Source organism: Priestia sp. YIM B13551 (assembly GCF_042787905.1).
GTDB lineage: Bacteria > Bacillota > Bacilli > Bacillales > Bacillaceae_H > Priestia.
In genome coordinates, this window is sequence record NZ_JBHZOX010000003.1 from 161,133 (window position 1) to 186,738 (window position 25,606).

A 25,606-nucleotide genomic window follows, 5' to 3' on the forward strand; every position below is an offset into this window, starting at 1 on the left:
TGACCTACGATGACTGAGATGCTATTGAAATATTTTCGTGAGCAGCAAAAGCAAGTTGAAACCGAGCGTATCTATAATACTCAGTGTCCTTACTGCAGCATGCAGTGCAAAATGCAGTTAGTTGAACAAACACATGTAAAAAGGAAAACGTATAAAACAATTGGAACAGATAACCCTACTTCTCAAGGAAGGTTATGTATCAAAGGAATGAATGCGCATCAGCATCCTTTGCATAAAGATCGGATTCAATATCCTTTATTAAAAGTAAACGGAGAGTTTGTAAAGATTTCTTGGAAAGAAGCTCTTCACTATATTAAAGAAAACGTTACAGAGATTCAAGAGAAGAATGGAGCAGATGCGCTAGGTGTTTATGGAAGTGCATCTATTACAAATGAAGAAGCTTATTTATTAGGGAAATTTGCTCGAGTTGCGTTAAAAACAAAGTATATTGATTACAATGGACGCTTATGTATGTCGGCTGCTGCTTCTGCTGCTAGTAAAACATTTGGCATGGACAGAGGATTTACGAATAGCTTGCAAGAGATTCCGTTTACTGAATGTATTATGTTAGCTGGAACAAATATTGCGGAATGTCAGCCAACGATTATGCCTTATTTTGAGAAAGCAAAAGAAAACGGAGCTTTTATTATTGCAATTGATCCGAGAGAAACAGCTACAACTAAGATAGCTGATTTACACTTGAAACTTAAGCCGGGGAGCGACGCGGCATTAGCCAATGGAATCTTGAAGGTCCTTATCGAAGAAAATTATCTAGATGAACGATTTCTACAAGAACGTGTCAATGGATTTGAAGAAGTAATTCAATATGTGGCGTCTCTGGAATTTAATATCATTGAAGAAATAACGGGAGTGCCACTTGAAGAGATGTACCAAGCTGCCCGTATGTTTGGCCAAAGAAAAACGGGAATGATTTTTACTGCTAGAGGGGTAGAGCAGCAAACAGACGGAAGTGCTGCGGTGCAAAATTTTTTGAATATTCTACTTTCTGTTGGGAAAATTGGTAAACCTGGCTGCGGATATGGGGCCATTACTGGTCAAGGAAATGGGCAAGGAGCTCGAGAGCATGGTCAAAAAGCGGATCAGCTTCCAGGCTACCGTTCAATCGAAAACCACGAGCACCGGATGTATATAGCGGATGTGTGGAACATAGAGGAGAAAGATCTTCCTAGAAAAGGTGTTTCTGCATATGAGATGATTGAAAAAATTCATGATGGTGAAATTAAAGGGTTGTTTTTGATGTGTTCAAATCCAGCAGTTTCAAATCCAAACGCTAATTTTGTTAAGAAGGCTTTTGAAAAGCTTGAATTTCTAGTAGTAGCAGATATGTTTGAATCAGAAACGGCAAAATTAGCAAACTTGATCTTACCAGCATCTTCCTACTTGGAAGATGAAGGAACCATGACAAATATAGAAGGAAGAGTTACATTACGCGAAGCTAGCTTTCCATGCCATGGCGAAATCAAACACGACTGGGAAATACTATGTGAAATTGCTAAAGTTTTAGGAAAAGAGGAACATTTTTCATTTGCATCAGCTGAAGAAATATTTAATGAACTGCGAATAGCAAGTAAAGGAGGGATCGCCGATTACTCCGGTATTACGTACGAACGATTACGAGAGGAAAAAGGAATTTTATGGCCATGCAGAAGCTTAACAGATAAAGGAACCGAGCGCCTGTTTGAGACGCGTTTTGCTCATAGTGATGGAAAAGCGATGATGGTCCCTGTCTCGAATCAAGCTATTGTTCCTAAAGCAAAAATAACCGAAAAATATCCTCTCTATTTAACAACGGGGAGAGTGATGTCGCACTATTTAACGGGTGTACAAACGCGAAAAAGTGCGTCTTTATCTGCTAGAAATTTCGAATCTTTTATGGAAATCCACCCTTCAACAGCGAAAAAATATGAAATTTCGAATCAAGAATTAGTACAAATTGAATCTTCATATGGAAGGATTGTGGTAAGAAGCAAATTTTCAGAGGGCATTCGGCCAGATACCGTATTTGTTCCTTTTCACTGGGCGGATTCTCAAAATGTTAATAACCTTGTCTCTGAGAAATTAGATCCTGCCTGTAAGATGCCAGGGTTTAAAGTAAGTGCTGTGAATATTAGCCCTTCTGTAAAAAGAAGCAGCTATTAAAAATGCTGATGCAAAAAGCCTCTTGAAAAAAGAGGCTTTTTGCATGGAATCAGGCAAGGTGCTTTTGGTTAATACGTACATCTTGTTTTTTGAATCCAGAATAATTCAGTAAGAGACAGAATAGGGCAAAAAGCGCTAGTAAGGAAAAACCGACAACGTAATCTCCGCTTGTATCTTTTATAAAGCCTAGCACAATAGGAGGAAAGAAGCCGCCTACTCCTCCGAATGCGCCTACGATCCCGGTAACAGCTCCAATATTTCCTGTTGAAACAGATGGAACCATTTTAAAAACAGCTCCATTTCCGATACCAAGAGTAATGGCTGCAAGTAAACAACCTACGCTAAATAAGGAGAAGGCAGTGATGGTAAATGCAATAAATAACCCTATTAGTAGCATTCCGGTAAAGACGAAGGTGAGTACTTTTTTTGCTCCGAAGACATCCGATAAATAACCTCCAAGAGGTCGTACAAACGTTGCTAGTACGACAAATCCAGCTGTTTTTAGCCCACTGTCTACAGTTGAAGCATTAAATTGATCATGCAAAATGGTAGGGAGATAGATGCTGAACGTTACAAATCCACCAAATGTTAAAAAATAGAAAATGGATAAAAACCACGTTTCTTTAAATTTTAATACCGATAAAGATTCCTGCAGCGTTTTGGTGGAAGCAGCAGAAGGGTGGTCTGAAGTTCCTACCCATAATAAAAGAGCCATTAAGGCTACCGCAATTGCTAAACTCCAAAATACCCAAGGCAAGCCAAAAGAAGAAAAGATAAGTGGAATACTAAAGCTTGCTACCGCCGATCCTAAGTTGCCCATCCCGGCAATTCCTAAAATAAAACCTTGCTTTTGAGGTGAATACCATTTAGAGACATATGTAATGGAAATAGCAAATGTTGTTCCAGCCATGCCGATAAAAAATGCCCAAAAGAGCAGCATGGAATAAGAATGAGTAAAGCCTGCACAAATGGTAGGGAGTAAAAGAGCCAGCATAGTCAAAGAATAGACTTTTCTTCCCCCGAAGCGATCTGTTAAAATCCCCATCGGAATTCGCATGAGGGAACCTAATAAGACGGGAGTGGCAATTAAGATACTTTTTTCAGCATTGGTTAATGAATACATCACTTGAATATCTGCAGCGATAGGCGCGAAGACAGACCATACTGAAAAAGCAATAATCATAGATAAAGTCGAGATAAGAAGTACAGATAAGGGCCGTTTAGAAAACATTGCTTAAAAACCTCCTTTTTTATATGCAGCGTAAAGCTGTTGCAATATGGTAATTATGATACTACGCTTTCTTTCTTATGTATCATTCTGTGTTAGGTTTTCTTCCGTACTTTTGCTGAAGAACGGACGCAGATAAAAGTGGAGAGATAACTTAGACTTACACTCTATCTAAGTGCTGATGAAGAAACGGTTAAAAAGCTTTGAAAGAACAGTAAGTAGAAATATTGTCGAAAGAATGGAAGAAAAATTGAAATTAGAAGAGATTAATAGAGTAAGCATCTATAAATTTGTGCTATCGAATTATAGCGAAATAAAAAATAATTCATATTTTATATAGAACACAAATTTTTGAAATAGAAGGTGGAAAAAGTGACAGAAAAGCATCCTCTTTCAGGTTATAAAAAGGATGATAACGGAGTGCTCTGGATATGGAGTTACGTTGGACAGGCTAGAGTGAAAATGGGGTATAAAGTAAAAAGTCTGCTTCACTATGAGCAATCTTCCTATCAACAAATCAGTATTGTGGATACAAAATGGTATGGGAAAATGTTGGTGCTAGATGGTACTCCACAAATTTCAACAGGAGAAGGGTTTATTTATAATGAAATGATTAGCCATGTGCCAATTATAACGCATTCAAATCCCAAAAAAGTTGCGATGATTGGCGGAGGAGACTGCGGTCCTGCACGGGAGGCCATGAAGTATGACGGAATTCAACAAATTGATGTAGTCGAAATCGATCCAAAAGTTACAGAAATCTGCCGCACATGGCTAACTCCGGCTTCTTGTTATGATGGTGAAACCAGGCTCAATATGATACATCGCGATGGAATAGATTGGATTCAAGAACACAAGGGAGTTTATGATGTTCTCATAATTGATCGGCCTGACCCTGTTGGACCGGGAAAAAAACTATTTCAACCTGATTTTTATCAATATGTCTACAACAGCCTTAAGGATGATGGCGTGGTTGTTTTTCAATCAGGATCTCCTTACTACAATACTTCTACATTACAAGGCACAATTAAAAATCTAAAGGAGCTATTTCCAATTGTCCGCACATATTTAGTGACTATACCTCTTTTCCCTTGCGGCATTTGGAGTTTTACGATTGCTTCTAAAAAAATGGATCCTCTTCAGGCCGATTTGACGAAGCTAGAGCATACAGATACTCAATATATTGATCCTGAAATTTTCCGTGCATCATTTGTTTTACCTAAATATATAAAAGAAATAGTAGACGGAAAAGATTCCTAAAAACTAAGTAGCGACGAATGTTTGTTGAAAGTCATCAATAATCTCGGAAAATATATTTGTTATAGTAGTTCTGTGTTTGCTGCGCAGGGTCCGGGATAATTCAATTTGAAATGTATTAAAATTATGACTGTAACCTAGATAGCCGCTGTTGTCGCCTTGTCTGTGAAAGGCAATTGATTCGTTTCCAACAAATTTATTATCAAATATTACATGGATTTTCGGGAACGAATCTTCAGATTTTTTAGTCAGCGCCTGTTGAAACCAATCTTTAACTTCCTTTGAGCAAGATTGTCCATATAAAGTCCCCACTTCAATTGCATAAGGTCCGTAATGTGTATCCTTCATTCCATGAAAAGATAAATGCAAATAGGGCGTTAGAAGGCGATTATTACTATCTATTATTTTCAAATATTTAACAATTTCTTGGATTGTTCTTCTATATTCATGTATCCCCTCATGGTTTGTTTCATTTAGATTTCTATTTAAATCTGCTATGGTTCTGGAAACCGTACTAACGATTCCTGCACATCCTGTTTTCTTGACTAAATTTTCTACAACTTTATCCGTAAATAAATCAGCAGCAGGTGGTTCTGCATGAAGTGCATCCACATGACAGCTTATAAAACCAGTTCCTTTGTTGTATTTTAAGTAGTTTCCATGAATGAATTTTAATGTCATTGACTATTTCTCCTTTTATATCGTTTGAAATCTATCCTTTCTATAATAAATGCAGTAAAAATAAAATCGGTGAATTATTACACGTGTTAAATACATACATAAAAAGTTTTTAGAGATGGTGGAGATAAATAGATAAATGTACAGGATTATTTTGGATAGTTACATACTATATGAGTAGCTGATTATTGTTATAGGGCATTAAAGTAGCAAAATACGATAGAAAGTTCTAATTAGGAGGCTTTAAAATGGATCCAATGAGAGAAGAGTTAGGGATATTATCTGATAAAGAAATGACGTTGCAAACTCTTAATCTGAATAATATACCGTCTGTTGAATTAGTTGACCCCAAAACCTGTTCATATCCAGTGATAGGGAGGAAGTATGGTCACCATAGCGGAAGAGATATTGTTATCGTAAATACAAAGGATCAAGCAATATATGAAGGATATGACTATTTTACGAAAATATATGCAATAGACAAAGAATATTGTCTAGAAGTAGAAGGACTGAGCGTAAAAACAGTACAAGTAGTGACCAGTGAACATGTTGTATTTAATGAAATACCCATTCGAACGCAAGCCTTCGGCTGGGAGTTAGAACAGGTAAACGGCATGGATGTACCGGAAATGCTGATGAACGTAGCCATTCGAGCGCTCTACGTAACGGGAGCTAAAAGCGGCTTTGTCAAAATGGGGGTATTAGAAAATGGAGAGTGTATCGTCACAGATATTAACTCATCAGAAAGTGAATGGATAGAAAATCCATTAAAGCCTAGCGTTCCTTTTAGCATGGGTGCTGACGTTGAGTTTATGTTAAGTTGTGATGGAGAGCTTCTACCAGCTTCTACTTTTTTTTCTGTTGAAGGTCCGGTAGGCTGTGATGAAAGACAAATAGAGCAAGATAGCGGTGAGTATGCATTAGTAGAAGTTAGGCCTGAAAAAGCAAATTCATCAACAGAACTATTTGAGAATATCCAAAAGTTAATAGAAAAAGCATCTGCACAGGTACCATATGAAAATATTCATTTTCGGGCAGGCAGCATGCCGTTTTCAGGGTATCAATGTGGAGGACATATTCATTTTGGTATTCCGCTTTCTTTATCCTTATTAAGAGCTCTTGACCACTACCTTGCTATTCCAGTAGCGCTGATAGAAGAATCTAAGACCGCTAAACTCAGACGGAAAACGAACCATGGAGGTCTTGGACGCTATCGTGAGAAATCGTATGGATTTGAGTATTTAACTTTAAGCTCTTGGATTATCGACCCTAGAATTACTCTCTCCACTTTAGCTCTTGCTCAGCTAGTTGCTACCCATCATCATGAATTAAAAAGCGAATTTTTATTTCATCCACTTACGCAGCGTGCCTACTATCAAGGGAATAAAATCTTTCTTAAACGAATGTGGAAAGATATCAAAGCCAATCTTATGAAAACATCCAGCTATCCACACTATCAAAATGAACTATCTTTTCTATTTGAAATGATAGAAAAAGAAATTCCTTGTGATGAATCAAATGATATTCGCGGGAATTGGAATGTAAAGATTTCTAAAGAAATCTATGACCGCGGACATATTATCCAAATCCCCAAAAAGCTCCGTTTAAAATACGGCCTCAAAGAGGGGCAGTCTACGATGGTTAGTGCAGGAAAGGCAATATCAACTGCAACTGTTCATTCTTATCCTTTTTCATTTCGCCATCCAAATATGGTTCAACTCTCTAAATCTCTCCGTGATAAACTATCTCTCCCGAAAGATTGGTGCCCCAAGCTATCAGCTTCAGAAGGCATCATAACTTTAGGTCCTATCATTGGCATTCTTGCTAACCGTCCTTTTGAAAGACAAACAACCTATTTCCATCATCTATGTCGCTTAGCAAATGAAAAGCGAATGCTTGTATATGTGTTTGAACCCGAAGATATTGATTGGGAGAAAAAATTGGTTAAAGGAACAACCATTAACGGTGAAGGGCTTTTTCCTTTTCCTGCTGTTATCTATGACCGTTATTTCATAGATAGTAGAAAAAATATTTTAATAGATGAAGTAAGGGCAAAACTTCAGGCGATTTATAAAATTCCTTTTGTTAATTCTTCAAATTTGTTTCAGCTCACGGGAGATAAGTGGGCAACATATGAACTTCTTATGAAAGAATATGAAGAATTTCTTCCAGAGTCACGTCTCGTACAAAAATCTGCTGACATTGCAGAAATGCTTGATAGCTACGGAGAAGTCTATTTAAAACCGCTTGGCGGGGCCTTAAGTAAAGGAGTCATGCGTATCGTTCGCCGACCAACAGGCATCTTTTGGTTTGATCTTAATAAAAAAGAGCTGCATCAATTCAGTAATATGGAAGAATTATTTACTTTGCTCTCTCCTTTGATGAAAAACAATCCTTATCTTGTTCAAGAAGGAATTCGCAGAAAACAGCATAAAGATAAAAATTTAGAAATACGGGTTTATATGCAAAAAAATGAAAAGCAAATTTGGCTTCGAACGGGTATGGTTGCGCGTCTCACTGGTGAAGATGTGCTAACGGAAGATTCTGAAACGAATATGCGCCTCAGTAAAATATTAAACAGTTTATATCCCGATCCAACAGACAGAAGGCTCATTATAAACCAATTAGCTAAAATATCTAAAAATATTGTTGCAACAGTAGAGGAGAAAGTGGGTCCTTTTGGGGAGCTGGCGGTAGATTTATGTATAGATCAGTACGGTTCCATAAAGTTACTTGAAATAAATGCAAAACCAGATAGTCTATTCTCACAAATTAGAGCCTACAAGCTGCGTACTTTGGCGGGGATTCGCCTGCTCAATTATGCGTCTTCACTGGCTGGCTACGAAGAAGAAAAGGAGGATTTAACATGAAGCACTTCACATTAAATGAAATCCTTAAACAAACGGGGGGAGACCTTTGTTATGGATCAGGAAATCCTGTTATTAAACATGCTATAAACTACGCTAAAAAGGATATAGAGGATCATACACTCATCTTTCATTTAGATAGAGAACCGATTAGAGGGAAGTATTGGAAAGAAAATCATTCAATTGTCGTTATAACAGATCACCCTGAGCTGTGCACGAACTTAGAGGGAAATATTATTCTTGTTAAAACAGCTCAATTAGAAGAGGCTTATTGGAAATTTATCGAATACTACCGAGGGCTTTTTGATCTTCCTGTTATTGGTGTTACAGGAACTTGTGGAAAAACGACCACGAAAGAGATGATCCGACAAATATTAATTGAAGATTATAAAGTGAAAGCTACGTGGATGAGTATGAATTCTATGTCTGTAAATCTACGTTATTTAACAGGTATTGATGATACGACAGAAGTAGCTGTTTTTGAAATGCCGGTCGCTTATCCGGGCTATTTAAAAGTTGCGTGTCGCTACTTTCAGCCACAAATACGAATTCTATTAAATATAGGCGTGCACCATCTCGCTGATTGTGAAACACCTGAAGAATATATGAAAGCAAAAGCCGAAATTGTAGAAGGCTTAGATCCAAATAGCGGCATTTTGATTTTAAACGCAGATGATGAAAATATTAAGAGAGTGCTTGATGTTAGTCATCTTCAAGGTGTTGTATATATAGGTAAAGGTGATGATTCCCAATTTCAAGCAAAAGATATTAAATATGCTAAGGGAGGAATGGCTTTCACTTTAAAGTACCAAAACAAAGAGTACGATGCCTTTATCCCTGGATATGGTGAACATAATGTGTATAATGCACTGGCAGCCATTGCTGCAGTATTTTATGTGGGCGTTGATATTTCCGTTGCCATACAAAGACTTAGCTTATTTGAACAAGTAGAAGAACATTTGGAATTTAAAAGAGGACTGAATGAATGTACGGTAATTAACGACACATGGAACTCTTCACCTTTATCGATGGCTACAGCTCTTGGAGTTCTTAGTGATATGTCAAAAGAGAAACAGTCTATCGCTTTATTAGGCTACATGCCTCAACTAGGAGAAGGACCATATGCAATTAAACAATATGAAGATATGGGAAAAAAAGCAGCGGAATCCAAAATTGACATTCTAGTTGTAGTAGGAGATGAAGCAAAAGCTATTGGAACAGGAGCTTTAAAATGTGGAATGGACCCTAATAAAGTCTATTTTTGCAAGACTGGTGATGAAGTATACAATGTGCTAGCTCCATATTTAAATGAAAATACAATAATTTTATTAAAAGTAACGCACCGTGTTATGACAAAACCTACTTTTAAAGAATTAAGAAATAAACTTATTCCAGACAACGAAGAGTAAAAGGAGGATAGACATGAAGAAGACTAAACAGCTAAGAGAGTTGATAGAAAGTAAACAGCTAGAGTTTATTATGGAGGCTCACAGTGCGCTATCTGCAAAGATTGTAGAAGAAGCAGGGTTCAAAGGGATATGGGCCAGCGGCCTGTCATTATCTGCAGCACTGGGTGTAAGAGATAATAACGAGGCTTCATGGACACAGGTGTTAGACATCTTAGAGTTTATGAGTGACGCAACGTCCGTTCCAATTCTTCTTGATGGTGATACAGGCTATGGGAACTTTAATAATGCAAGAAGATTAGTTAAGAAATTGGAGCAGCGAGACATTCCAGGCGTATGTATTGAAGATAAATTGTTTCCAAAAACAAACTCATTTATTAAAGGTGAAGCACAGCCGCTTGCAGATATTAATGAATTTTGCGGCAAAATTAAAGCAATGAAAGATAGCCAAAATGACGAAGATTTTGTAGTGGTATCGCGTGTAGAAGCTTTTATTGCAGGGTGGGGGCTGAAGGAAGCTTTAAAGCGTGCAGAAGCTTATCGCCAAGCAGGAACCGACGCCGTTTTGATTCATAGTAAAAGGTCAGATATGACAGAGATTGAAGCTTTTATGAAAGAGTGGGGAAACAGGCTTCCGGTTATTATTGTTCCAACCAAATATTATTCGGTTCCAACTGATAAATTTAGTGATTTAGGAATTAGCTTGAGCATTTGGGCCAACCATAACTTAAGATCTTCCATTACAGCTATGCAAAAAACGTCCGCTCAGATTTATTGCGATAAAAGTTTGATTAATGTAGAAAAAAATGTCTCTCCGCTTGAGGAAGTTTTCCGTCTTCAAAAAGCTGAAGAGCTCGATATGGCAGAGAAACTTTATTTAAGCTCTGCCAATCATAGCACGAACGCTATGATTCTGGTAAAAGAATCAGCAAATGAAGCTTTGATAACCGAGCAGATAAATCAGTTAAAAAAAGTCGGCGTGACAAATAGTATAAAAGCAGGTTCCAACAAAGATATGGAAGATAAGGCGTTTCCTAATAAAGGAGAATTATATCATCTCTATGCTGCAAGAGATAAGCTAGGAACGGCTACTTTAATAAGCGATAGTAACATCGTATATAAAACACATGTTTTTGAGGAGTTAATTCATGAAAGTGGCGATATCACTATCGTAGCAGGAGCTGATTATGAGTTAAAAGGGAATCAAACATCTTATGTAACTGCTAAACTTCCCTATTCCAAGCAGCTGTATTCTAAAACAGTAGACTTGATTCAAATGTCGTGCAATCCAAACTCTAACAACATTCATGGTGAATTCATTGGTCTTTGGAAAGTTTCTGGAAAAGGCACTGAGGTTGTAAAAAAAGCTTTGGAAGAACTGGCACAAAGAAAAGATTTTGCTCAGCTCACGTTTTCTGATTTCTTTAATTATATTAATCTAATTCACCCAGTTGCTGTTAAATATACGATGGGGTCATGGATAGATACCGAAACGTATACAAAGATTCAAAAAGATGGTGGGAAAAATGATTAGTACGTCCGTATTTGGAACTCAATTAAAAAAACTAGGTTTTCAATTTTATAGCGGGGTTCCTTGTTCCTATCTTAAACATCTTATTAACTACGCTATCAACGAATGTGAATATGTTGCAGCAGCAAACGAAGGAGAAGCGGTAGCGATTGCTGCTGGGGCATCAATTGCTGGCAACAAAGCGGTTGTTTTAATGCAGAACTCCGGATTAGCAAATGCTGTTTCCCCTTTAACCTCTCTTATTCATCCGTTTAAAATTCCTGTCCTTGGATTTGTCAGTTTTCGCGGAGAACCTGGATGTCCAGATGAACCACAGCATGAATTAATGGGAGAAATTACTCCTGCCCTACTAAATACGATGAAAATAAAATGGGAATATTTATCTTTTGATTTTGCGGAAGTTAAAAAACAATTACAGCGGGCTAATCAAGCTGTTGAAAATAATGAAAGCTACTTCTTTATTGTAAAAAAAGGAACGTTTGAGCCAGTTAAGCTTTTAGAAAAATCAATAAAAAACGTTACTCCTAAAATGAAAAGTGAACAGATAACAACCGACGAGTTACCTTCAAGGTATGAGGCATTACAAGTAGTTAATTCATTAAAAGACAACGATACTATTCAATTGGCCGCTACAGGAAAAACAGGAAGAGAGCTTTACGAAATAGAAGACGCAAGAAATAATTTTTATATGGTTGGATCTATGGGGTGCGTTAGTTCCATTGGTTTAGGCTTAGCTTTGAGCAGAAATGAAAAGAACATCATTACAATTGATGGAGACGGAGCGTTGCTTATGCGCATGGGAAATCTAGCAACCAACGGATACTACTGTCCAGCAAATTTATTACACATTCTTTTAGACAATCAAACCCATGACTCTACAGGGGGACAACATACGGTCTCTCATAACATTAATTTTGTAGATATTGCTTCTTCCTGTGGGTATCAAAATTCCATTCATGTTCATAACTTATATGAGTTAGAGACGTATATCAAACAGTGGAAAAGTGATAAAAAATTAACGTTTTTATATCTTAAAATAGCGAAAGGATCTAAAAAGAACCTGGGGCGTCCTGAAATGAAGCCTTATGAAGTCAGAGAAAGACTGCAGGTGTTTTTAGATGATTAAAACAGCTGTTATTCTAGCTGCAGGGATGGGGAGCAGGATTCGTAAAAGAGCTGGAAACCGCCCTAAAGGTTTTTTGATGATTGATGAAAAATCGATTATTGAACATTCCATTTCCAAGTTAATAGAAGCAGGAGTCAAGACGATTTTTATTGGAACAGGTTATATGAAAGAAGAATATGAAAAGCTAATGGTTAGATATCCTCAAATAAAATGTGTTTATAATTCTAGATACGAAACAACGGGAAGTCTGTTTACGCTGTATCAATTTAAAAATTATATTAAAGAAGATTTTTTACTATTGGAATCGGATGTAATTTATGAAAAGAATGCGTTGGAAACATTAGTAAATCATTCGAGATCAGATGTCATACTAGCGAGTAAATTGAACGGTGCTGGCGATGAAGTTTATATTGAAGCTGATGAAGATAATAACCTTAAGAATATGTCAAAACAAAAAGAAGAGTTGAATAGTATCTATGCAGAACTAGTTGGTTTAACCAAACTCTCTTATGCTACATTTCAGAGACTTTGTGATGAAGCAAATACGCTGTTTCAGTTTAATCAAACGATCGATTATGAATATGGCCTCGTTAAAATTTCCGAAAAAGCAAATGTGTATGTTCATAAACTGGATAATTTGGCATGGTGTGAAGTGGATGATGAAGATCACTGGGCAAGAGCAACTACTATTGTTTATCCGATTATTAAAGCTCGAGAAGGTATTCCACTTACAGTTAAAAGAAATATACTCCTAAACCCCGGACCGGCAACTACAACAGATACCGTCAAATATGCTCAAATAGTGGAGGACATTTGCCCGAGAGAAAAACAATTTGGAGAGACAATGGAATTTATCTCTGCTGAACTAACAAAATTTGTTGGGAATCCAGAGAAGTATACTACGGTATTATTCGGCGGATCTGGAACGGCGGCAGTGGAATCGATTTTAAGTTCAGTAATTGATAACGGTACGGTTGTTATTATCAATAATGGTCCATACGGTGAAAGAATGTGTAAAATCGCTGAAATTTATGGACTGAATTATTTAGAATATAAAAGCTCCGCCCAGCAGGCTATTGATATGAACGACTTAAAAATTTTTATAAAAAAGATTTCAACGAACGTTTCCTATCTGGCGCTTGTTCACTGTGAAACTTCCACGGGGCTTCTTAATGATATTGAACAAATTGGGGAATTTTGTGCAGTGAAAAATATCGAAATGATTGTGGATGCAATGAGTTCGTATGCAGCTGTTCCAATTGACATGCAAAAAATGAATATAAGCTATCTGGCCGCAAGTGCAAATAAGAACCTTCAAGGAATGGCAGGCGTGTCGTTTGTTATAGCAAATAAAGACCGGTTAGAAAAAACGGAGCAAATAAAGCCTCGTAACCTTTATCTTCATTTATATGATCAGTATCGATATTTCCAAATGAATAAACAAATGCGTTTTACTCCTCCTGTTCAGACTATGTACGCCTTAAAGCAGGCAATTATAGAAACTCAGTGGGAAGGAATTGAGAAACGATATGAACGCTACTCAAAATCATGGACTACTTTAACGGATGGAATTACTCGGCTTGGGTTAACCTATTTGGTTCCTGAAACACATCATTCTAAAATTATTACCTCTATCATCGAGCCTTCCAATAGAAAGTATAATTTTGATATTATGCATGATTTTTTTTATAAACAAGGATTCACCATTTATCCTGGTAAAATTGATAAATTAGAAACGTTTCGAATAGCAAATATTGGTGATATCACATATAGAGATATAGAAAGATTTCTTCACCTTCTTGAACAATATCTTAAAGCTTTAAAAGGAGAGTGAGAAAAAGTTGAATCAAAAATTAGCTGTAGCAGTTATGGTGGTAAATCAAGATCATCACGTGCTTCTAGTCAAGAACCATAGACGGGGATGGGAATTTCCAGGCGGTTTTGTTGAAGCAGGTGAATCAATAAAAGATGCGGGGATACGAGAAGTTAAAGAAGAATCTGGAATTGTTATTGAAGTGACCAACTTTCTAGGAGTAGAACAAGATGTTAAACGATCTACTACTGTTATTTTATTAAAGGGAAAAGCGATTAGCGGAAAAATTTCTGTCTCCAATGAAACGCAGGATGTGGGATATTTTACGTTAGAAGAAGCAAAAAATATAATTAAATTAGATAACTTTAAGGATCGAATGGCTAGATGTCTAAAAGAGACTGAAATACCATTTTTCTATGTTTTAAAAGACACGGGCTCCTTTTACGTATAGGCGGAAGGTTTCTGTGTTGTGCTAGAAATGAAGCCTGAACGCGATTAAATAAAAAACGCTCATCGTCATGCGTGACGATGAGCGTTTTTTTATCAGTAAAAGTATGGTTGTTTATTCAGCCGTGGCAATTTCTTCTTCTACATCATGGTCTTCTAAATTAGCACTTAAAAATTCACTTGTTTCCGATAAATTGAGATTTAATTTCGTTTTTTTGCAGATTTGAATTGTAACATCCTGAACGGAGACATCTAAAACATGCCCCCCTTCTTTTTTATATTCATCAATAAAGTGCAGGTGGTAGCCGGGAACACCGATGCCTGAAGAATATTCTGGCGTGTAAAAACCTGCTAGTGTTCCATTTACATCTGAAGATGTAAATGTAGGCTGATCAGCAGCCGCATCTACCATGGAAGGATAGGGCTTCTCTTGCTTTGCAACCGTGCGCGTTTTTACTTCTTTAAACTTCCCGTCAATGCGAACTGCATAGAATAAATTCGGGCTAGGAATAAGCTCGTTCATTAAGGTTTCTAGTTGTTCACGATTCATTTCCTTTTCTACACGATAAGAGATATCTTCATAAAAGGTTGTCATAATGGCAAAAGGTGTTTTTGCATCTTTACTAATAGGTGAGGCTTTACCATCAGCAATATGATAAAATTCTCCGTCAAAGGCAATCATTTCACCATCCAATTGATTAAAGGTACCAATGCCGAAATCCCCTTTCTTAGCTAAATCCTTGTATGTGACAACACCGTCAAATACTCCGTCTAATAAAGCGATCATAGTGGAAGTTTGGTGAATCGTTAATTTTTCTTTATTGCTCATTCTTTACTCAGTCCTTTCAGTTAATTTGATCTGGCAGTAGCTGTGTATTTAATTTTTCATTATCTTTATAATCTACAGGAACATCGATGATAACGGGGCCCTGTTCACGAAAAGCGCTTGCTAGAGTGTCCGAAAATTCTTCTGGTGAGTTAACTCTAAATCCTTTGGCACCAAAACTTTCAGCAAGCGTAACAAAGTCTACACTGCCAAACTCTACTGCAGATTTTCGGCCATATTTAATCTGCTGTTGAAAGCCAACCATATCGTAGGTTTGATCGTTCCAGATAATGTGAACAATTGGTAAGTTTAACCGAACGGCTGTCTCGAGCTCCATAGCTGAAAATAAAAACCCCCCGTCTCCAGACATGGACAGAACTTTTTTATGGGGGCGAACGAGTGCAGCTGAAATAGCCCAAGGCAAAGCAACACCTAGTGTCTGCATGCCGTTGCTGAATAGTAAATGCTGAGGTTCATAGGAACGAAAATAACGAGCCATCCATATGTAATGCGAACCAACGTCACATGTGATGGTAGTATCATCTTCAACAAAGTTCTGCAGAGCTTCAATTAATTGTAGGGGATGAAGGTGAGTGTCATTAGAAAACTCGTACTGATCGTCAGGTTGTTCAAGTTTGCTTTTTAGCGTTTTTAAAAAAGAAGCACTTTCTTTTGAACGTATTAAATGTGGGAGTTTATCCGCTAATATGTCAATTGTGCTTGGAATATCCCCTACTAACTCAATTTCCGGCTGATAATGGTGGTCAGCTTGTGCTTGTAAATCATCTAAATGAATAATGCTTCTTTGACTTTCTGAGTTCCAAAGAGAAGGAGGGTATTCAACTGGGTCATATCCGATTGTTAAGACGACGTCAGCATGCTTCAATAACACGTCTCCAGGCTGATTGCGAAAAAGACCTACTCGCCCAAAAAAGTGAGTTTCAAGCTCTCGTGAAACAGCTCCCGCACCTTGGAACGTTTCCACCACAGGAAGGTCATGTTCTGCTATAAGCTGACGGATTGATTCCACTGCTTTAGATTTACTTGCTCTCATACCTAAAAGTAAAACAGGTAGTTTTGCTGTGCGAATAGTGTGTATAGCTTGGGCAACAGCGTCTAAATTAGCAGCGCCAATCGTAGGAGCTTTTAAAACGGATAGAGTGGAAGCTGATGTTTCGTTATCCATTACATCCTGCGGCAAGCTGACAAAAGATGCTCCTGAAGGAGAAGAAACAGCTTCGCGAAAGGCGTCTGTTATCACTTCTGGAACGTTTGCAGCGTCTTCTACCTCAACGCTGAATTTGGCGATAGATTTAAATAGTCCTTCATTATCCATTGATTGATGCGTCTTTTTTAATCGATCTGCTCTTGGAACGGCTCCTGCTAGGGCTACCACTGGATCACCTTCAGAAGTAGCAGTGACAAGGCCAGTGGCTAAGTTAGCGGCACCTGGACCTGATGTGACAAGGCAAACGCCCGGCGTACCTGTCAGTCTTCCCATAGCAGCTGCCATAAACGCAGCATTTTGTTCATGGCGGCAAACAATTACTTCTGGTCCTTTTTCTTTCAAAACATCAAATACGCCATCAATTTTGGCTCCTGGAATGCCAAAAATATAAGGCACATTCTGACTTGCCAAACTTTCTACTAGTAAGTCGGCGCCTTTTTTTGTTTCGGTAGTATCAGCATTACTCATCATGCACTCTCTCCTTTATATTTCTTAGATAGGTTTTAAGGCCTACTGATTGGATACCCAATTTGTATGACAACTAACCTAAGGAAAGGAGAAGGTTTTAATTTTCTAAATAAAAAACTTCCCTATTAATTAGGGAAGCAGAGATATACCTATTGCGAATAAAACATATCTGTTTTATTTGTAGTTTATGGTACTTGAGGGATAGCAAGTGAAAGTCCTACGCGGCTCTTATTTGGTACGGTTAAAAAGCTTTTGGTAACTAACAATTTTTTGATCTAGCTTTTGACTTAATTTTAAAATCTCACCGTGAGAATAGCTGCTTGTTTTTTTAGCTAATTGGTAAATATCTGATTGTAAGGCTCGAATTTCTTTTTCTAACTGAGGTTGCTTCATTGAAATCCTCTCCAAGTCAGAATACTTCTATCTTCTATGTTGTATCTTTTATCTAATAGTATGAAATTCCTTCATATTTGTAAAATGTTTTTTGTTTTGAAAAATATGACATAGGTGAAGAGCTGCTGACAAGCTTTGTCGAACACTTTTTTTACCTGTTTTCAACAAGTATGATATACTGAGGCTAGGAAAAATGACAATCTGGAGCGCACGTTCAGTTATTCTTAACAGGCGAATGAATTCTTAGCTTTGACAAGTTTAGCTTGTAAGGTGAAGAAATTCATCACATAATCTTATTAGATCTGAACCTTGTTAGCCCGGATGAGGATTTGTCGAAAACGATTCACTAGAAAAAACCTTCGAGACCGCCAACTCGGAGGTTTTTTTATTTTTGTGTATGGGAAGTGAAAAAAAGACATAGACTAATAAAGAAAAAGGTCCCGCACCCATAATCGGCCGTAGTTGATTACACCTTGTCCATTTCTGCAAGGAAGCTGTCTTTTTACTATAGGGAAGTGCCGCCAAACACCATTCCCTAAAGACAATCAGCACACGAGCCTTATGGATGAAGAACCTTTTAGACGATACTTATCGGTGATTACTTATTTTACTACTGGAAAAATAGCAAAATAAGAGCGACTATGGCTCCTAAAAGCTCTACGTAAGCCGTTAGGAGCTGAACATTCTCAGCATCTAGGAAAAATGACTTGAGGATTCGTCTCAGACTATCCACCACCTTTTTCTTCCTTGCGTGAATTCCCAAGGGAAAGAAAGGGGACGACAGTGCTTCTTTATTTTAACAAAAGTAGGAAATGATAAGTAGATTTATTTGAAGTGTAAATTAAAAAAGCATGTAGAATACATGCTTTTTTAATTTGGATAAATTTCTTTTATGCGTCCGACTTGTCCATCTGTTAAACGGACTTTGATGCCGTGTGGGTGAAAGTTTGAATTGGTCAGAATGTCTTTGACCGTTCCGTGTGTAAGTTTTCCAGAACGCTGATCTGCTTTTAAAACAATGTCGACTTCAATTCCAGGAGCTACGTCTTTTCTATTTTGTCCGTTCATTATACACCTGTTCTCTTTCGCTGATTATTCGTTTTTTTTGTTTGTTGACTCGTCAGCTTTTTGGTTGCTTGATTGGTGCTGCTATTTTGAGCTTTACTTGAAGATTGATTTTTCTTATTAGCAAGCTGCTGTTTGATAGCATCTTGAAGACTAATTTTCTTTTTAAGTTGTTCTGTCATATGGGTTCCTCCTGAATATATACATCATCTGAAAAAACAAAGAAAGTAAGGGAATGAAAAAGCTGACTAGATAGTCAGCTTTTTTTAATTAGAAACAGTGACTTCTTCTACAGGCTGCATAAGTACAGCTTCTTTATCAGGATACGTTTTTTCAATATGATGTTCTCCCCAAGAGCATAATGAATCAAGAATGCTTTTTAAAGACCATCCGTAATCTGTTAAAGAGTATTCTACTCGAGGCGGCATTTCATTGTACATTTTTCTAACAATGATGCCGTCTGCTTCAAGTTCGCGAAGCTGCTGCGTTAATACTTTTTGCGTAACGCGCGGCATAATTCTTTTTAATTCTCCAGGGCGCTTTGTCCCTTTAATTAAGTGGCAAAGAATAACGACTTTCCACTTGCCTCCAATGACTTCTAGTGCCGCTTCCACTGGAATATTATATTTTTTCACGTTAACAACTCTCCTTGTTCTAGAGATAACGGTCAAATGCATGTTTTCGCATTTTTTCTGATGTTTATCATATCACTATAGAGCAAAATTTTCTAGGTGTAAGCATTTTTTTAGAATACCCAATAGTTCATGACTTTAGTATTTACGCTTATTGTAACCTCCAGGTGCCTATATCACTTGAAAGTGCGTACTTTTTCTTTGGTTTTACATCGCTCATAATAACAATTGTTGATGGCGAGTTAGCGAATATATGAAAGGTACCTAAGCTAATCAGCCGTAAGAGAAGCTATTATGAAGAAGTTATCATAACGAACAGGAGGCGTTAAGAAGTGAACACACTTTCACAAACACAACAAAGTAAAAAAAGCGGTGCTTTGCCGCTATTAGCGCTAGCTATTAGCGCCTTTGGAATCGGGACTACAGAGTTTGTTCCAGTAGGTTTATTATCATCGCTTGCAGATGATTTAAATATTTCCATTACACTAGCAGGGTTATTAATTTCAGGATACGCAATGGGAGTTGCATTTGGAGCTCCCGTATTAACAGCTTTAACAAGTAAAATGAGCAGAAAATCACTGTTGATGCTATTGATGGTTATTTTTATCGTAGGAAACTCAGTAGCAGCTTTATCAACAAGCTTTGGGCTGCTGCTTATAGCACGAATTATTACTGCATTTTCACACGGAATTTTCTTTTCCATCGGTGCGACTATCGCTGCTGATTTGGTGCCGGAAGATAAGCGAGCAAGTGCCATTGCTTTAATGTTTACAGGTTTGACAGTTGCAACTGTTACAGGTGTTCCGCTTGGTACATTTATCGGACAAGCTTTCGGCTGGAGAGCAACATTTTGGGGAGTAGCGTTACTTGGGGTTATTGCCATTATTGCAAGTGCTCTTTTAGTGCCTAAAAACTTAAAGGAAGCGCCGCCAGCAAAGTTTAGTGATCAATTGAAAATTTTGAAAAACGGGCCGCTTTTACTATCGTTTGCTATTACCGCCTTAGGGTATGGCGGAACGTTTGTAGCTTATACGTATTTAGCACCTATTCTTGAAAAACTAACAGGATACGCACCAAGTGCGGTTAGTATCTTGCTACTGGTATACGGTGTAGCAGTAGCCATCGGAAATACGATCGGAGGAAAAGCTGCGAATAAAAACCCGTTAAAAGCATTATTTTGGATGTTTTTAATTCAAGCAGTTATCTTAGTTATTTTATCGTTTACTGCATCGTTTAAAGTAGCGGGAACAATTACGATTTTTGCCATGGGCTTATTGGCATTTATGAACGTACCTGGACTGCAAGTACTGGTTGTGAACTTAGCTGAAAAGTATGTTCCTTCAGCAGTGAACGTAGCCTCTGCGCTTAATATTGCTGCATTTAACGTTGGAATTGCTATTGGTTCTTTTGTAGGCGGCCTGATTGTTGATTCGATTGGTCTTGTTCATACTCCTTGGATTGGGGGAGTTATGGTTTTAGGAGCGGTCTTATTAACAGCATGGAGCCGCTCAATAGAAGCAAAAGCAAAATAAAACAAGAGATCATCGCCTTTTGCGATGATCTCTTAGCTATAAAAGGAGAGGAAGCAAATGACTACATTTCAACATCATAAGGCATATCGTCGTATGTACAAGAAGAATGAGTTAACGTTAGGTTTGCATATGCCACTTGAAAATTATCAATATGCCACGCCTACGATGGAAAAACAAGTAGAGCTCACGCAGCTTGCAGAACAATATGGATTTACAAGCTTATGGTTCCGCGATGTCCTTCTTCAAGATCCATCATTTGGCGATCCAGCCACGGGTCAAATTTATGATATGCTTATTTATTTGACTTATCTGGCCAGTCAAACAAAAGAAATTGCTCTTAGTACAGCTGCTATTGTGCTGCCTTTGCGCCATCCGCTTCGCGTAGCTAAAGAAATGGCAACCATTGATCAGCTTTTTCCTGAGCGTTTGATTATGGGCGTATCTTCTGGAGACCGTCAAGCAGATTTTGGAGGGTTAGGTATTCCTCATGAAGAAAGAGGAAAGCGATTTGCAGAAGCTTTTCATTATTTAGAAGAAGCGTTAAATAAAGAATTTCCATCTATCCAGTCTGCTTTGGGATCCATTCAAGGAGCAAATGTCGTTCCTAAGCCAACGAAACGTATTCCAACGATGATCACGGGATACAGTCAGCAAAATATGGAGTGGTTTGCACAGTATGGAGACGGCTGGATGTATTATCCTCGTCACCCCCATTTTCAAGCAGAAGCTATTACACAATGGAGGAAACTGGTTGACATCTATCATCCAGGCGTTTTTAAACCTTTTACACAACCTATGCATCTAGATTTGGCAGAAGATCCAAATGAAATGCCAACGCCGATTCGTTTAGGATTTCGAGCAGGGCGCAATGCATTAGTTGAGCTTCTTTCTATTTATAAAGAAATAGGAGTTAATCACCTGTTTTTTGCTCTTTTTGATAGTAAGCGTCCGGCTGAGGAAGTCATACATGAGCTTGGTGAAGAAGTGCTTCCGCATTTTCCGTCTCATATGTAGCAAAAAGAGGCTGGGACAAAAGTAGTTTAGTTAAAGGGAAATCCGAACGATGAATCGAGATTCTTAATGGAGAATCTAACTCGTTCGGATTTTTTTATTGGTAGGATGAACGTAGCATTTATGTATGTAGTTGCTTCTAGCGGTTGATTGGAAGACAAGACGAAGACTCTGGGGGGCTCGCGGGCCGCCCGCGGAAAGCGAAGTCTTGCACGGAAGTCAACCGTGATGGAACAAGCGACCCATATGAGCTCCTTTATCCAATTAGTTCGTCTTTAGATTCCATTGATTTCGTTATGTCTCAATCTCTTTTTATATAGATTTCAAGTTATAGGATATATAAGAAATATGTATTAGAGTTATTGATCCTATGTTCTTTATAATAAAATTATCCATTATCTCCTTGGATGATATAAAGTCGAAAGGAGAAACACGATGAGTGTTGCATTTCTATTTCCAGGACAAGGCGCACAATACGCTGGTATGCTTCATGATATAAAAAATAAATGGGGATTATCCCCTACTTTTGAAGAAGCAAGTGAGGTTTTAAATCAAGACGTATTATCATTAGATTCGTCAGAAAAATTAAAATGTAATAAAAATGTTCAGATATGTCTTTTTATTGCAGGAGTGGCTACGGTTAGGTCGTTTAAAAACAAAGGATACTCGCCAGACGTGGTAGGAGGGCATTCTATAGGGGCGTTTGGAGCAGCAGTTGCATCTGAAGTGTTATCTTTTAAAGAAGCTCTTCTTCTTGTGAAAAAAAGAGGGGAACTGATGGAAAATGCTTATCCTGATGGTTATGGTATGGGGGTTGTGATGGGACTGCGTGAACATCAGATTCTCTCTATTGTACATGAACTATCAACTGATGCAGCTCCTGTGTACGTAGCGAATCTAAATTCTCCTGATCAAATAACGATTTCTGGCACCTTAAAAGCAATTGAGAAAGTTCTTGAAAAAGCATCTAAAAAAGGGGCTAGAAAAACTAAAATGCTTCATGTAACGGTGCCTTCTCACTGTCCTCTTATGGAAGGAGTTTCGAGTGAATTACGAAAAACCATAACGGAAGTGAAAGGAAAGGACCCGGCCGTTCCTTTTATAGGTAATTGTAAAGCTCGGAAATTATGGAAAGCTGCTGATATTAAGGAAGATTTGGCAGCGAGTGTTGCCCTGCCCGTCCGTTGGCATGATACGACGGAAGTTATGTATGAAATGGGCACAAGATTATATATTGAAATGGCTCCAGGAAGAGTGCTAACGGATTTGGCTGCTAAGAGTTTCCCTGAAGCAAGGGCTATTTCGGCAGCCGAATCTACGATGAAAACTTTGCTGATTTTAATGGAAAAAGAAAAAATGTAAGCGTATTAATTTAGAAGTGTCAGAAAGGAGATAGAACATGAGTGGCATAAAAAAAACTTCAAAATCATGGACAACTCGCCGAGATCAAAAAGCAGTTCGCCTTGCGAAAATAGACCATCTTCTTAAAGGAAAGTTATTGGGTAATGCACACATTATTGAAGCGTTAGAATTGCTTATATCACCCGGAGATAAAGTAGTGCTTGAAGGAGACAATCAAAAGCAAGCATCTTTTTTATCAAAGGCGCTGAATGAAGTAAGCGCTGATAAAATAAACGGCCTTCATATGATTATGTCTAGTATTTCACGTCCGGAACATCTCGACATATTTGAAAAAGGAATTGCTGAAAAAATTGATTTTTCGTACGCCGGTGCTCAAAGCCTTCGCGTGTCTCAAATGATTGAAGATGAGACGTTGAAAATGGGAGAAATTCATACATATCTAGAGCTTTACGGACGCCTTTTCATTGATTTAACTCCGAACATTGCCTTAGTGGCTGCTGACAAAGCGGATGAACAAGGTAATTTATATACAGGAGCAAATACGGAAGAAACACCAACCATTATCGAAGCAACCGCGTTTAAGGATGGAATTGTTATTGTGCAGATAAATGAACTTGTTGAAGAACTTCCGCGAGTTGATATTCCGGCTTCTTGGATTGATTGTATCGTCGTGGCGGATCAGCCTTATCAATTGGAAGCTTTATTTACGCGAGATCCTCGTCATATTACAGAACTCCAAATTTTAATGGCTATGATGACGATTCGAGGTATCTATGAGCGCCACAGCGTACAATCATTAAATCATGGCATTGGCTTTAATACCGCTGCAATTGAGCTTTTGCTGCCTACTTATGGAGAAAAGTTAGGACTGAAAGGTAAAATATGCAAGCACTGGGCTCTGAATCCTCACCCCACGTTAATTCCGGCTATTGAAAGCGGATGGATTGAGAGCGTGCACTGCTTTGGCGGAGAAGTAGGAATGGAACAATACACAGCAGCGCGTCCAGATGTGTTTTTTACAGGACGCGACGGCAGCCTGCGCTCAAACCGTGCGATGTGTCAAGTGGCTGGTCAATATGCGGTAGATGCTTTTGTAGGATCAACTTTGCAAATAGATGGAGAAGGAAATTCTTCTACCGTCACATCTGGACGTTTGTCAGGGTTTGGCGGAGCGCCTAATATGGGGCATGACCCTAGAGGCCGCCGACATTCTACGCCTGCTTGGCTGGATATGATAAACGAGCAGCACGAACTAGCAAGAGGCAGAAAGCTAGTTGTTCAAATGGTTGAAACCTTTCAATCAGGAAATGAGCCTGTTTTTGTGGAGTCTTTGGATGCGATAAAGTTAGCGAAACAAGCAGGCTTAGCTACTGCTCCTGTCATGATTTACGGGGATGATGTGACGCATGTTGTGACGGAAGAAGGAATTGCTTATTTATATAAAGCACAAAGCTTGGACGAAAGAAAAGCAGCGCTTGAAGCAGTAGCAGGGGTAACACCTATAGGGCTGCGACATAACCAAAATAAAGTGGAAAAGATGCGCAGAGATGGCCTGGTGGCTTTTCCCGAAGATTTACAGATTCGCCGTACAGAAGCAAAGCGTTCATTATTGGCAGCAAGAAGTGTCGAAGATTTAGTAGAATGGTCGGATGGCTTGTATAATCCGCCTGCTAAATTTAGGAGCTGGTAAGGAATATGCGTATTCAAAGTATTCAAGAAGAGCCAAGACCAGCTGTGTTTTACTCATGTCTAATAGCTAAAATGGCAGTTACCGCTCTGGTTGATGAAGCGGTGCTTACACCTAAGCCTGGGCTTGTGGATGCAGCAACAACTGGATCTCATCAAGATATGAATATTGAGACGCTGTTAACTTCTGCTTATGCTTTACAGCCGACCTTTTTACAGATTGCATTATATAGTCAAGGAAAGCAGCCAAGTCAGATGCTAAGGGAAGAAATTGCTCGAATTGGACGCGAGGGCGAACAAATTATGTACGCGGCTACGGATGGTGTTAATACACACAAAGGAGCCATTTGGGCATTAGGCCTACTTGCGTCTGCAACAGCGGTTTGCGGCATTCAAGCATCACCTGCATCCATCACAGAAGCTGCAGGACAAATTGCTCGTTATACAGATCGTTTTTGTCCTCTGCATTCATCTAATGGACATCGTGTGAAAAAACAGTATGGCGCAAAAGGAGCAACTGGAGAGGCGAAGCAAGGATTTCCTCACGTAATTCATATAGGCTTGCCTGCTTTACATAAAGCTCGCAAGCTAGGCATACATGAAACATCAGCAAGGATTGATACTTTAGTAACACTAATCGCCAACCTTGATGATACGTGTATTTTGCATCGTGCTGGTCCGGTTGTGTTAGAGGAGGTTAAAATGGCGGCATCCAATGTGTTAGAAGCTGGAGGGGTATCTACATCAATGGGAAAACAGCGGCTAGAAGCGTTAGATCATATACTTCTATCATCTAACGCTTCTCCAGGCGGAAGTGCAGATTTGCTGGCTGCTGTATTATTTTTAGATCGAATATCTCTTTTTAAAGAATCGTAAACGTCTGCAGGGAG

At 38.4% G+C, this 25,606-nt stretch carries 22 protein-coding genes; 14 read left to right on the plus strand and 8 right to left on the minus strand.

Annotation, left to right across the window (positions count from 1 at the left end; genetic code table 11):
• The first annotated feature begins 9 nt into the window (after positions 1 to 9).
• Positions 10 to 2,160 (plus strand): assimilatory nitrate reductase catalytic subunit NasC, encoded by a 2,151-nt coding sequence (gene nasC, locus ACFX4N_RS17870; protein ID WP_301264150.1) that lies wholly within the window; start codon positions 10 to 12, stop codon positions 2,158 to 2,160.
• A 49-nt stretch (positions 2,161 to 2,209) separates the two neighbouring features.
• Here nasC and ACFX4N_RS17875 read toward each other — a convergent pair whose 3' ends face one another.
• A complete protein-coding gene (locus tag ACFX4N_RS17875) occupies positions 2,210 to 3,391 on the minus strand; it encodes an MFS transporter (protein WP_057274335.1) in 1,182 nt (393 codons plus the stop codon).
• A gap of 369 nt (positions 3,392 to 3,760) precedes the next feature.
• On the opposite strand from ACFX4N_RS17875, the gene speE reads away from it, so the two are divergent.
• Positions 3,761 to 4,648, plus strand: coding sequence for a polyamine aminopropyltransferase (gene speE, locus ACFX4N_RS17880; RefSeq protein WP_057274336.1), 888 nt, complete (start codon positions 3,761 to 3,763; stop codon positions 4,646 to 4,648).
• Between the two features lie 3 nt (positions 4,649 to 4,651).
• Here the strand turns inward: speE and ACFX4N_RS17885 are convergent, their stop codons facing one another.
• Entirely contained in the window at positions 4,652 to 5,326 is a 675-nt protein-coding gene (locus ACFX4N_RS17885) for a hypothetical protein (RefSeq protein ID WP_053486849.1), read from the minus strand.
• A gap of 245 nt (positions 5,327 to 5,571) precedes the next feature.
• Between ACFX4N_RS17885 and ACFX4N_RS17890 the strand changes: the two genes are divergently transcribed.
• From ACFX4N_RS17890 to ACFX4N_RS17915, 6 genes are read left to right on the plus strand one after another with little or no spacing between them, the layout of a single operon-like run.
• Complete coding sequence (locus ACFX4N_RS17890) at positions 5,572 to 8,193, plus strand: putative amidoligase domain-containing protein (RefSeq protein ID WP_301264151.1); 2,622 nt, start codon at positions 5,572 to 5,574, stop codon at positions 8,191 to 8,193.
• Positions 8,190 to 9,599, plus strand: coding sequence for a Mur ligase family protein (locus tag ACFX4N_RS17895; protein ID WP_013055491.1), 1,410 nt, complete (start codon positions 8,190 to 8,192; stop codon positions 9,597 to 9,599). The genes ACFX4N_RS17890 and ACFX4N_RS17895 overlap by 4 nt, the downstream gene beginning before the upstream one ends.
• 13 nt (positions 9,600 to 9,612) lie before the next feature.
• A complete protein-coding gene (aepX, locus tag ACFX4N_RS17900) occupies positions 9,613 to 11,130 on the plus strand; it encodes a phosphoenolpyruvate mutase (RefSeq protein ID WP_078081477.1) in 1,518 nt (505 codons plus the stop codon).
• On the plus strand, positions 11,123 to 12,253 hold the full coding sequence (gene aepY, locus ACFX4N_RS17905) for a phosphonopyruvate decarboxylase (RefSeq protein ID WP_013055493.1): 1,131 nt from the start codon (positions 11,123 to 11,125) through the stop codon (positions 12,251 to 12,253). The genes aepX and aepY overlap by 8 nt, the downstream gene beginning before the upstream one ends.
• Positions 12,246 to 14,087, plus strand: coding sequence for a 2-aminoethylphosphonate aminotransferase (locus tag ACFX4N_RS17910; RefSeq protein ID WP_301264152.1), 1,842 nt, complete (start codon positions 12,246 to 12,248; stop codon positions 14,085 to 14,087). The genes aepY and ACFX4N_RS17910 overlap by 8 nt, the downstream gene beginning before the upstream one ends.
• A gap of 7 nt (positions 14,088 to 14,094) precedes the next feature.
• Positions 14,095 to 14,517: an NUDIX hydrolase gene (locus tag ACFX4N_RS17915; RefSeq protein ID WP_013055495.1), complete on the plus strand. Its 423-nt coding sequence runs from the start codon at positions 14,095 to 14,097 to the stop codon at positions 14,515 to 14,517.
• Between the two features lie 111 nt (positions 14,518 to 14,628).
• Here the strand turns inward: ACFX4N_RS17915 and budA are convergent, their stop codons facing one another.
• The 6 genes from budA to ACFX4N_RS17945 all read right to left on the minus strand — a co-directional run bounded on the left by budA (position 14,629) and on the right by ACFX4N_RS17945 (position 19,128).
• Positions 14,629 to 15,342 carry an acetolactate decarboxylase gene (budA, locus tag ACFX4N_RS17920; protein WP_029324807.1) on the minus strand — a complete coding sequence of 238 codons (714 nt, stop codon included), beginning with the start codon at positions 15,340 to 15,342 and terminating at the stop codon, positions 14,629 to 14,631.
• A gap of 16 nt (positions 15,343 to 15,358) precedes the next feature.
• Positions 15,359 to 17,038: an acetolactate synthase AlsS gene (gene alsS, locus ACFX4N_RS17925; protein ID WP_082611872.1), complete on the minus strand. Its 1,680-nt coding sequence runs from the start codon at positions 17,036 to 17,038 to the stop codon at positions 15,359 to 15,361.
• Positions 17,039 to 17,263: 225 nt separating this feature from the next.
• Positions 17,264 to 17,428, minus strand: coding sequence for an aspartyl-phosphate phosphatase Spo0E family protein (locus ACFX4N_RS17930; protein WP_078081481.1), 165 nt, complete (start codon positions 17,426 to 17,428; stop codon positions 17,264 to 17,266).
• Between the two features lie 870 nt (positions 17,429 to 18,298).
• Positions 18,299 to 18,496 (minus strand): YwbE family protein, encoded by a 198-nt coding sequence (locus tag ACFX4N_RS17935; protein WP_377261945.1) that lies wholly within the window; start codon positions 18,494 to 18,496, stop codon positions 18,299 to 18,301.
• Complete coding sequence (locus ACFX4N_RS17940; protein ID WP_013055499.1) at positions 18,496 to 18,675, minus strand: hypothetical protein; 180 nt, start codon at positions 18,673 to 18,675, stop codon at positions 18,496 to 18,498. The genes ACFX4N_RS17935 and ACFX4N_RS17940 overlap by 1 nt, the downstream gene beginning before the upstream one ends.
• A gap of 84 nt (positions 18,676 to 18,759) precedes the next feature.
• The gene (locus ACFX4N_RS17945; RefSeq protein ID WP_013055500.1) at positions 18,760 to 19,128 is read right to left on the minus strand and encodes a winged helix-turn-helix transcriptional regulator; all 369 of its coding nucleotides are present in this window, start codon (positions 19,126 to 19,128) and stop codon (positions 18,760 to 18,762) included.
• Positions 19,129 to 19,457: 329 nt separating this feature from the next.
• Here ACFX4N_RS17945 and ACFX4N_RS17950 point away from each other — a divergent pair, with 329 nt between their 5' ends.
• The 6 genes from ACFX4N_RS17950 to ACFX4N_RS17975 all read left to right on the plus strand — a co-directional run bounded on the left by ACFX4N_RS17950 (position 19,458) and on the right by ACFX4N_RS17975 (position 25,592).
• Positions 19,458 to 20,657 carry an MFS transporter gene (locus tag ACFX4N_RS17950; RefSeq protein ID WP_014461498.1) on the plus strand — a complete coding sequence of 400 codons (1,200 nt, stop codon included), beginning with the start codon at positions 19,458 to 19,460 and terminating at the stop codon, positions 20,655 to 20,657.
• Between the two features lie 57 nt (positions 20,658 to 20,714).
• Positions 20,715 to 21,671, plus strand: a complete 957-nt coding sequence (locus tag ACFX4N_RS17955; RefSeq protein WP_029324810.1) for an LLM class oxidoreductase — start codon at positions 20,715 to 20,717, stop codon at positions 21,669 to 21,671.
• 143 nt (positions 21,672 to 21,814) lie between these two features.
• Positions 21,815 to 21,988: a hypothetical protein gene (locus tag ACFX4N_RS17960; protein WP_179863784.1), complete on the plus strand. Its 174-nt coding sequence runs from the start codon at positions 21,815 to 21,817 to the stop codon at positions 21,986 to 21,988.
• Between the two features lie 115 nt (positions 21,989 to 22,103).
• A complete protein-coding gene (gene mdcH / locus ACFX4N_RS17965; RefSeq protein WP_053486855.1) occupies positions 22,104 to 23,030 on the plus strand; it encodes a malonate decarboxylase subunit epsilon in 927 nt (308 codons plus the stop codon).
• A 37-nt stretch (positions 23,031 to 23,067) separates the two neighbouring features.
• The gene (mdcA, locus tag ACFX4N_RS17970) at positions 23,068 to 24,720 is read left to right on the plus strand and encodes a malonate decarboxylase subunit alpha (protein ID WP_274588866.1); all 1,653 of its coding nucleotides are present in this window, start codon (positions 23,068 to 23,070) and stop codon (positions 24,718 to 24,720) included.
• A gap of 5 nt (positions 24,721 to 24,725) precedes the next feature.
• Positions 24,726 to 25,592: a triphosphoribosyl-dephospho-CoA synthase gene (locus ACFX4N_RS17975; protein WP_377261952.1), complete on the plus strand. Its 867-nt coding sequence runs from the start codon at positions 24,726 to 24,728 to the stop codon at positions 25,590 to 25,592.
• Positions 25,593 to 25,606 lie beyond the last annotated feature (14 nt).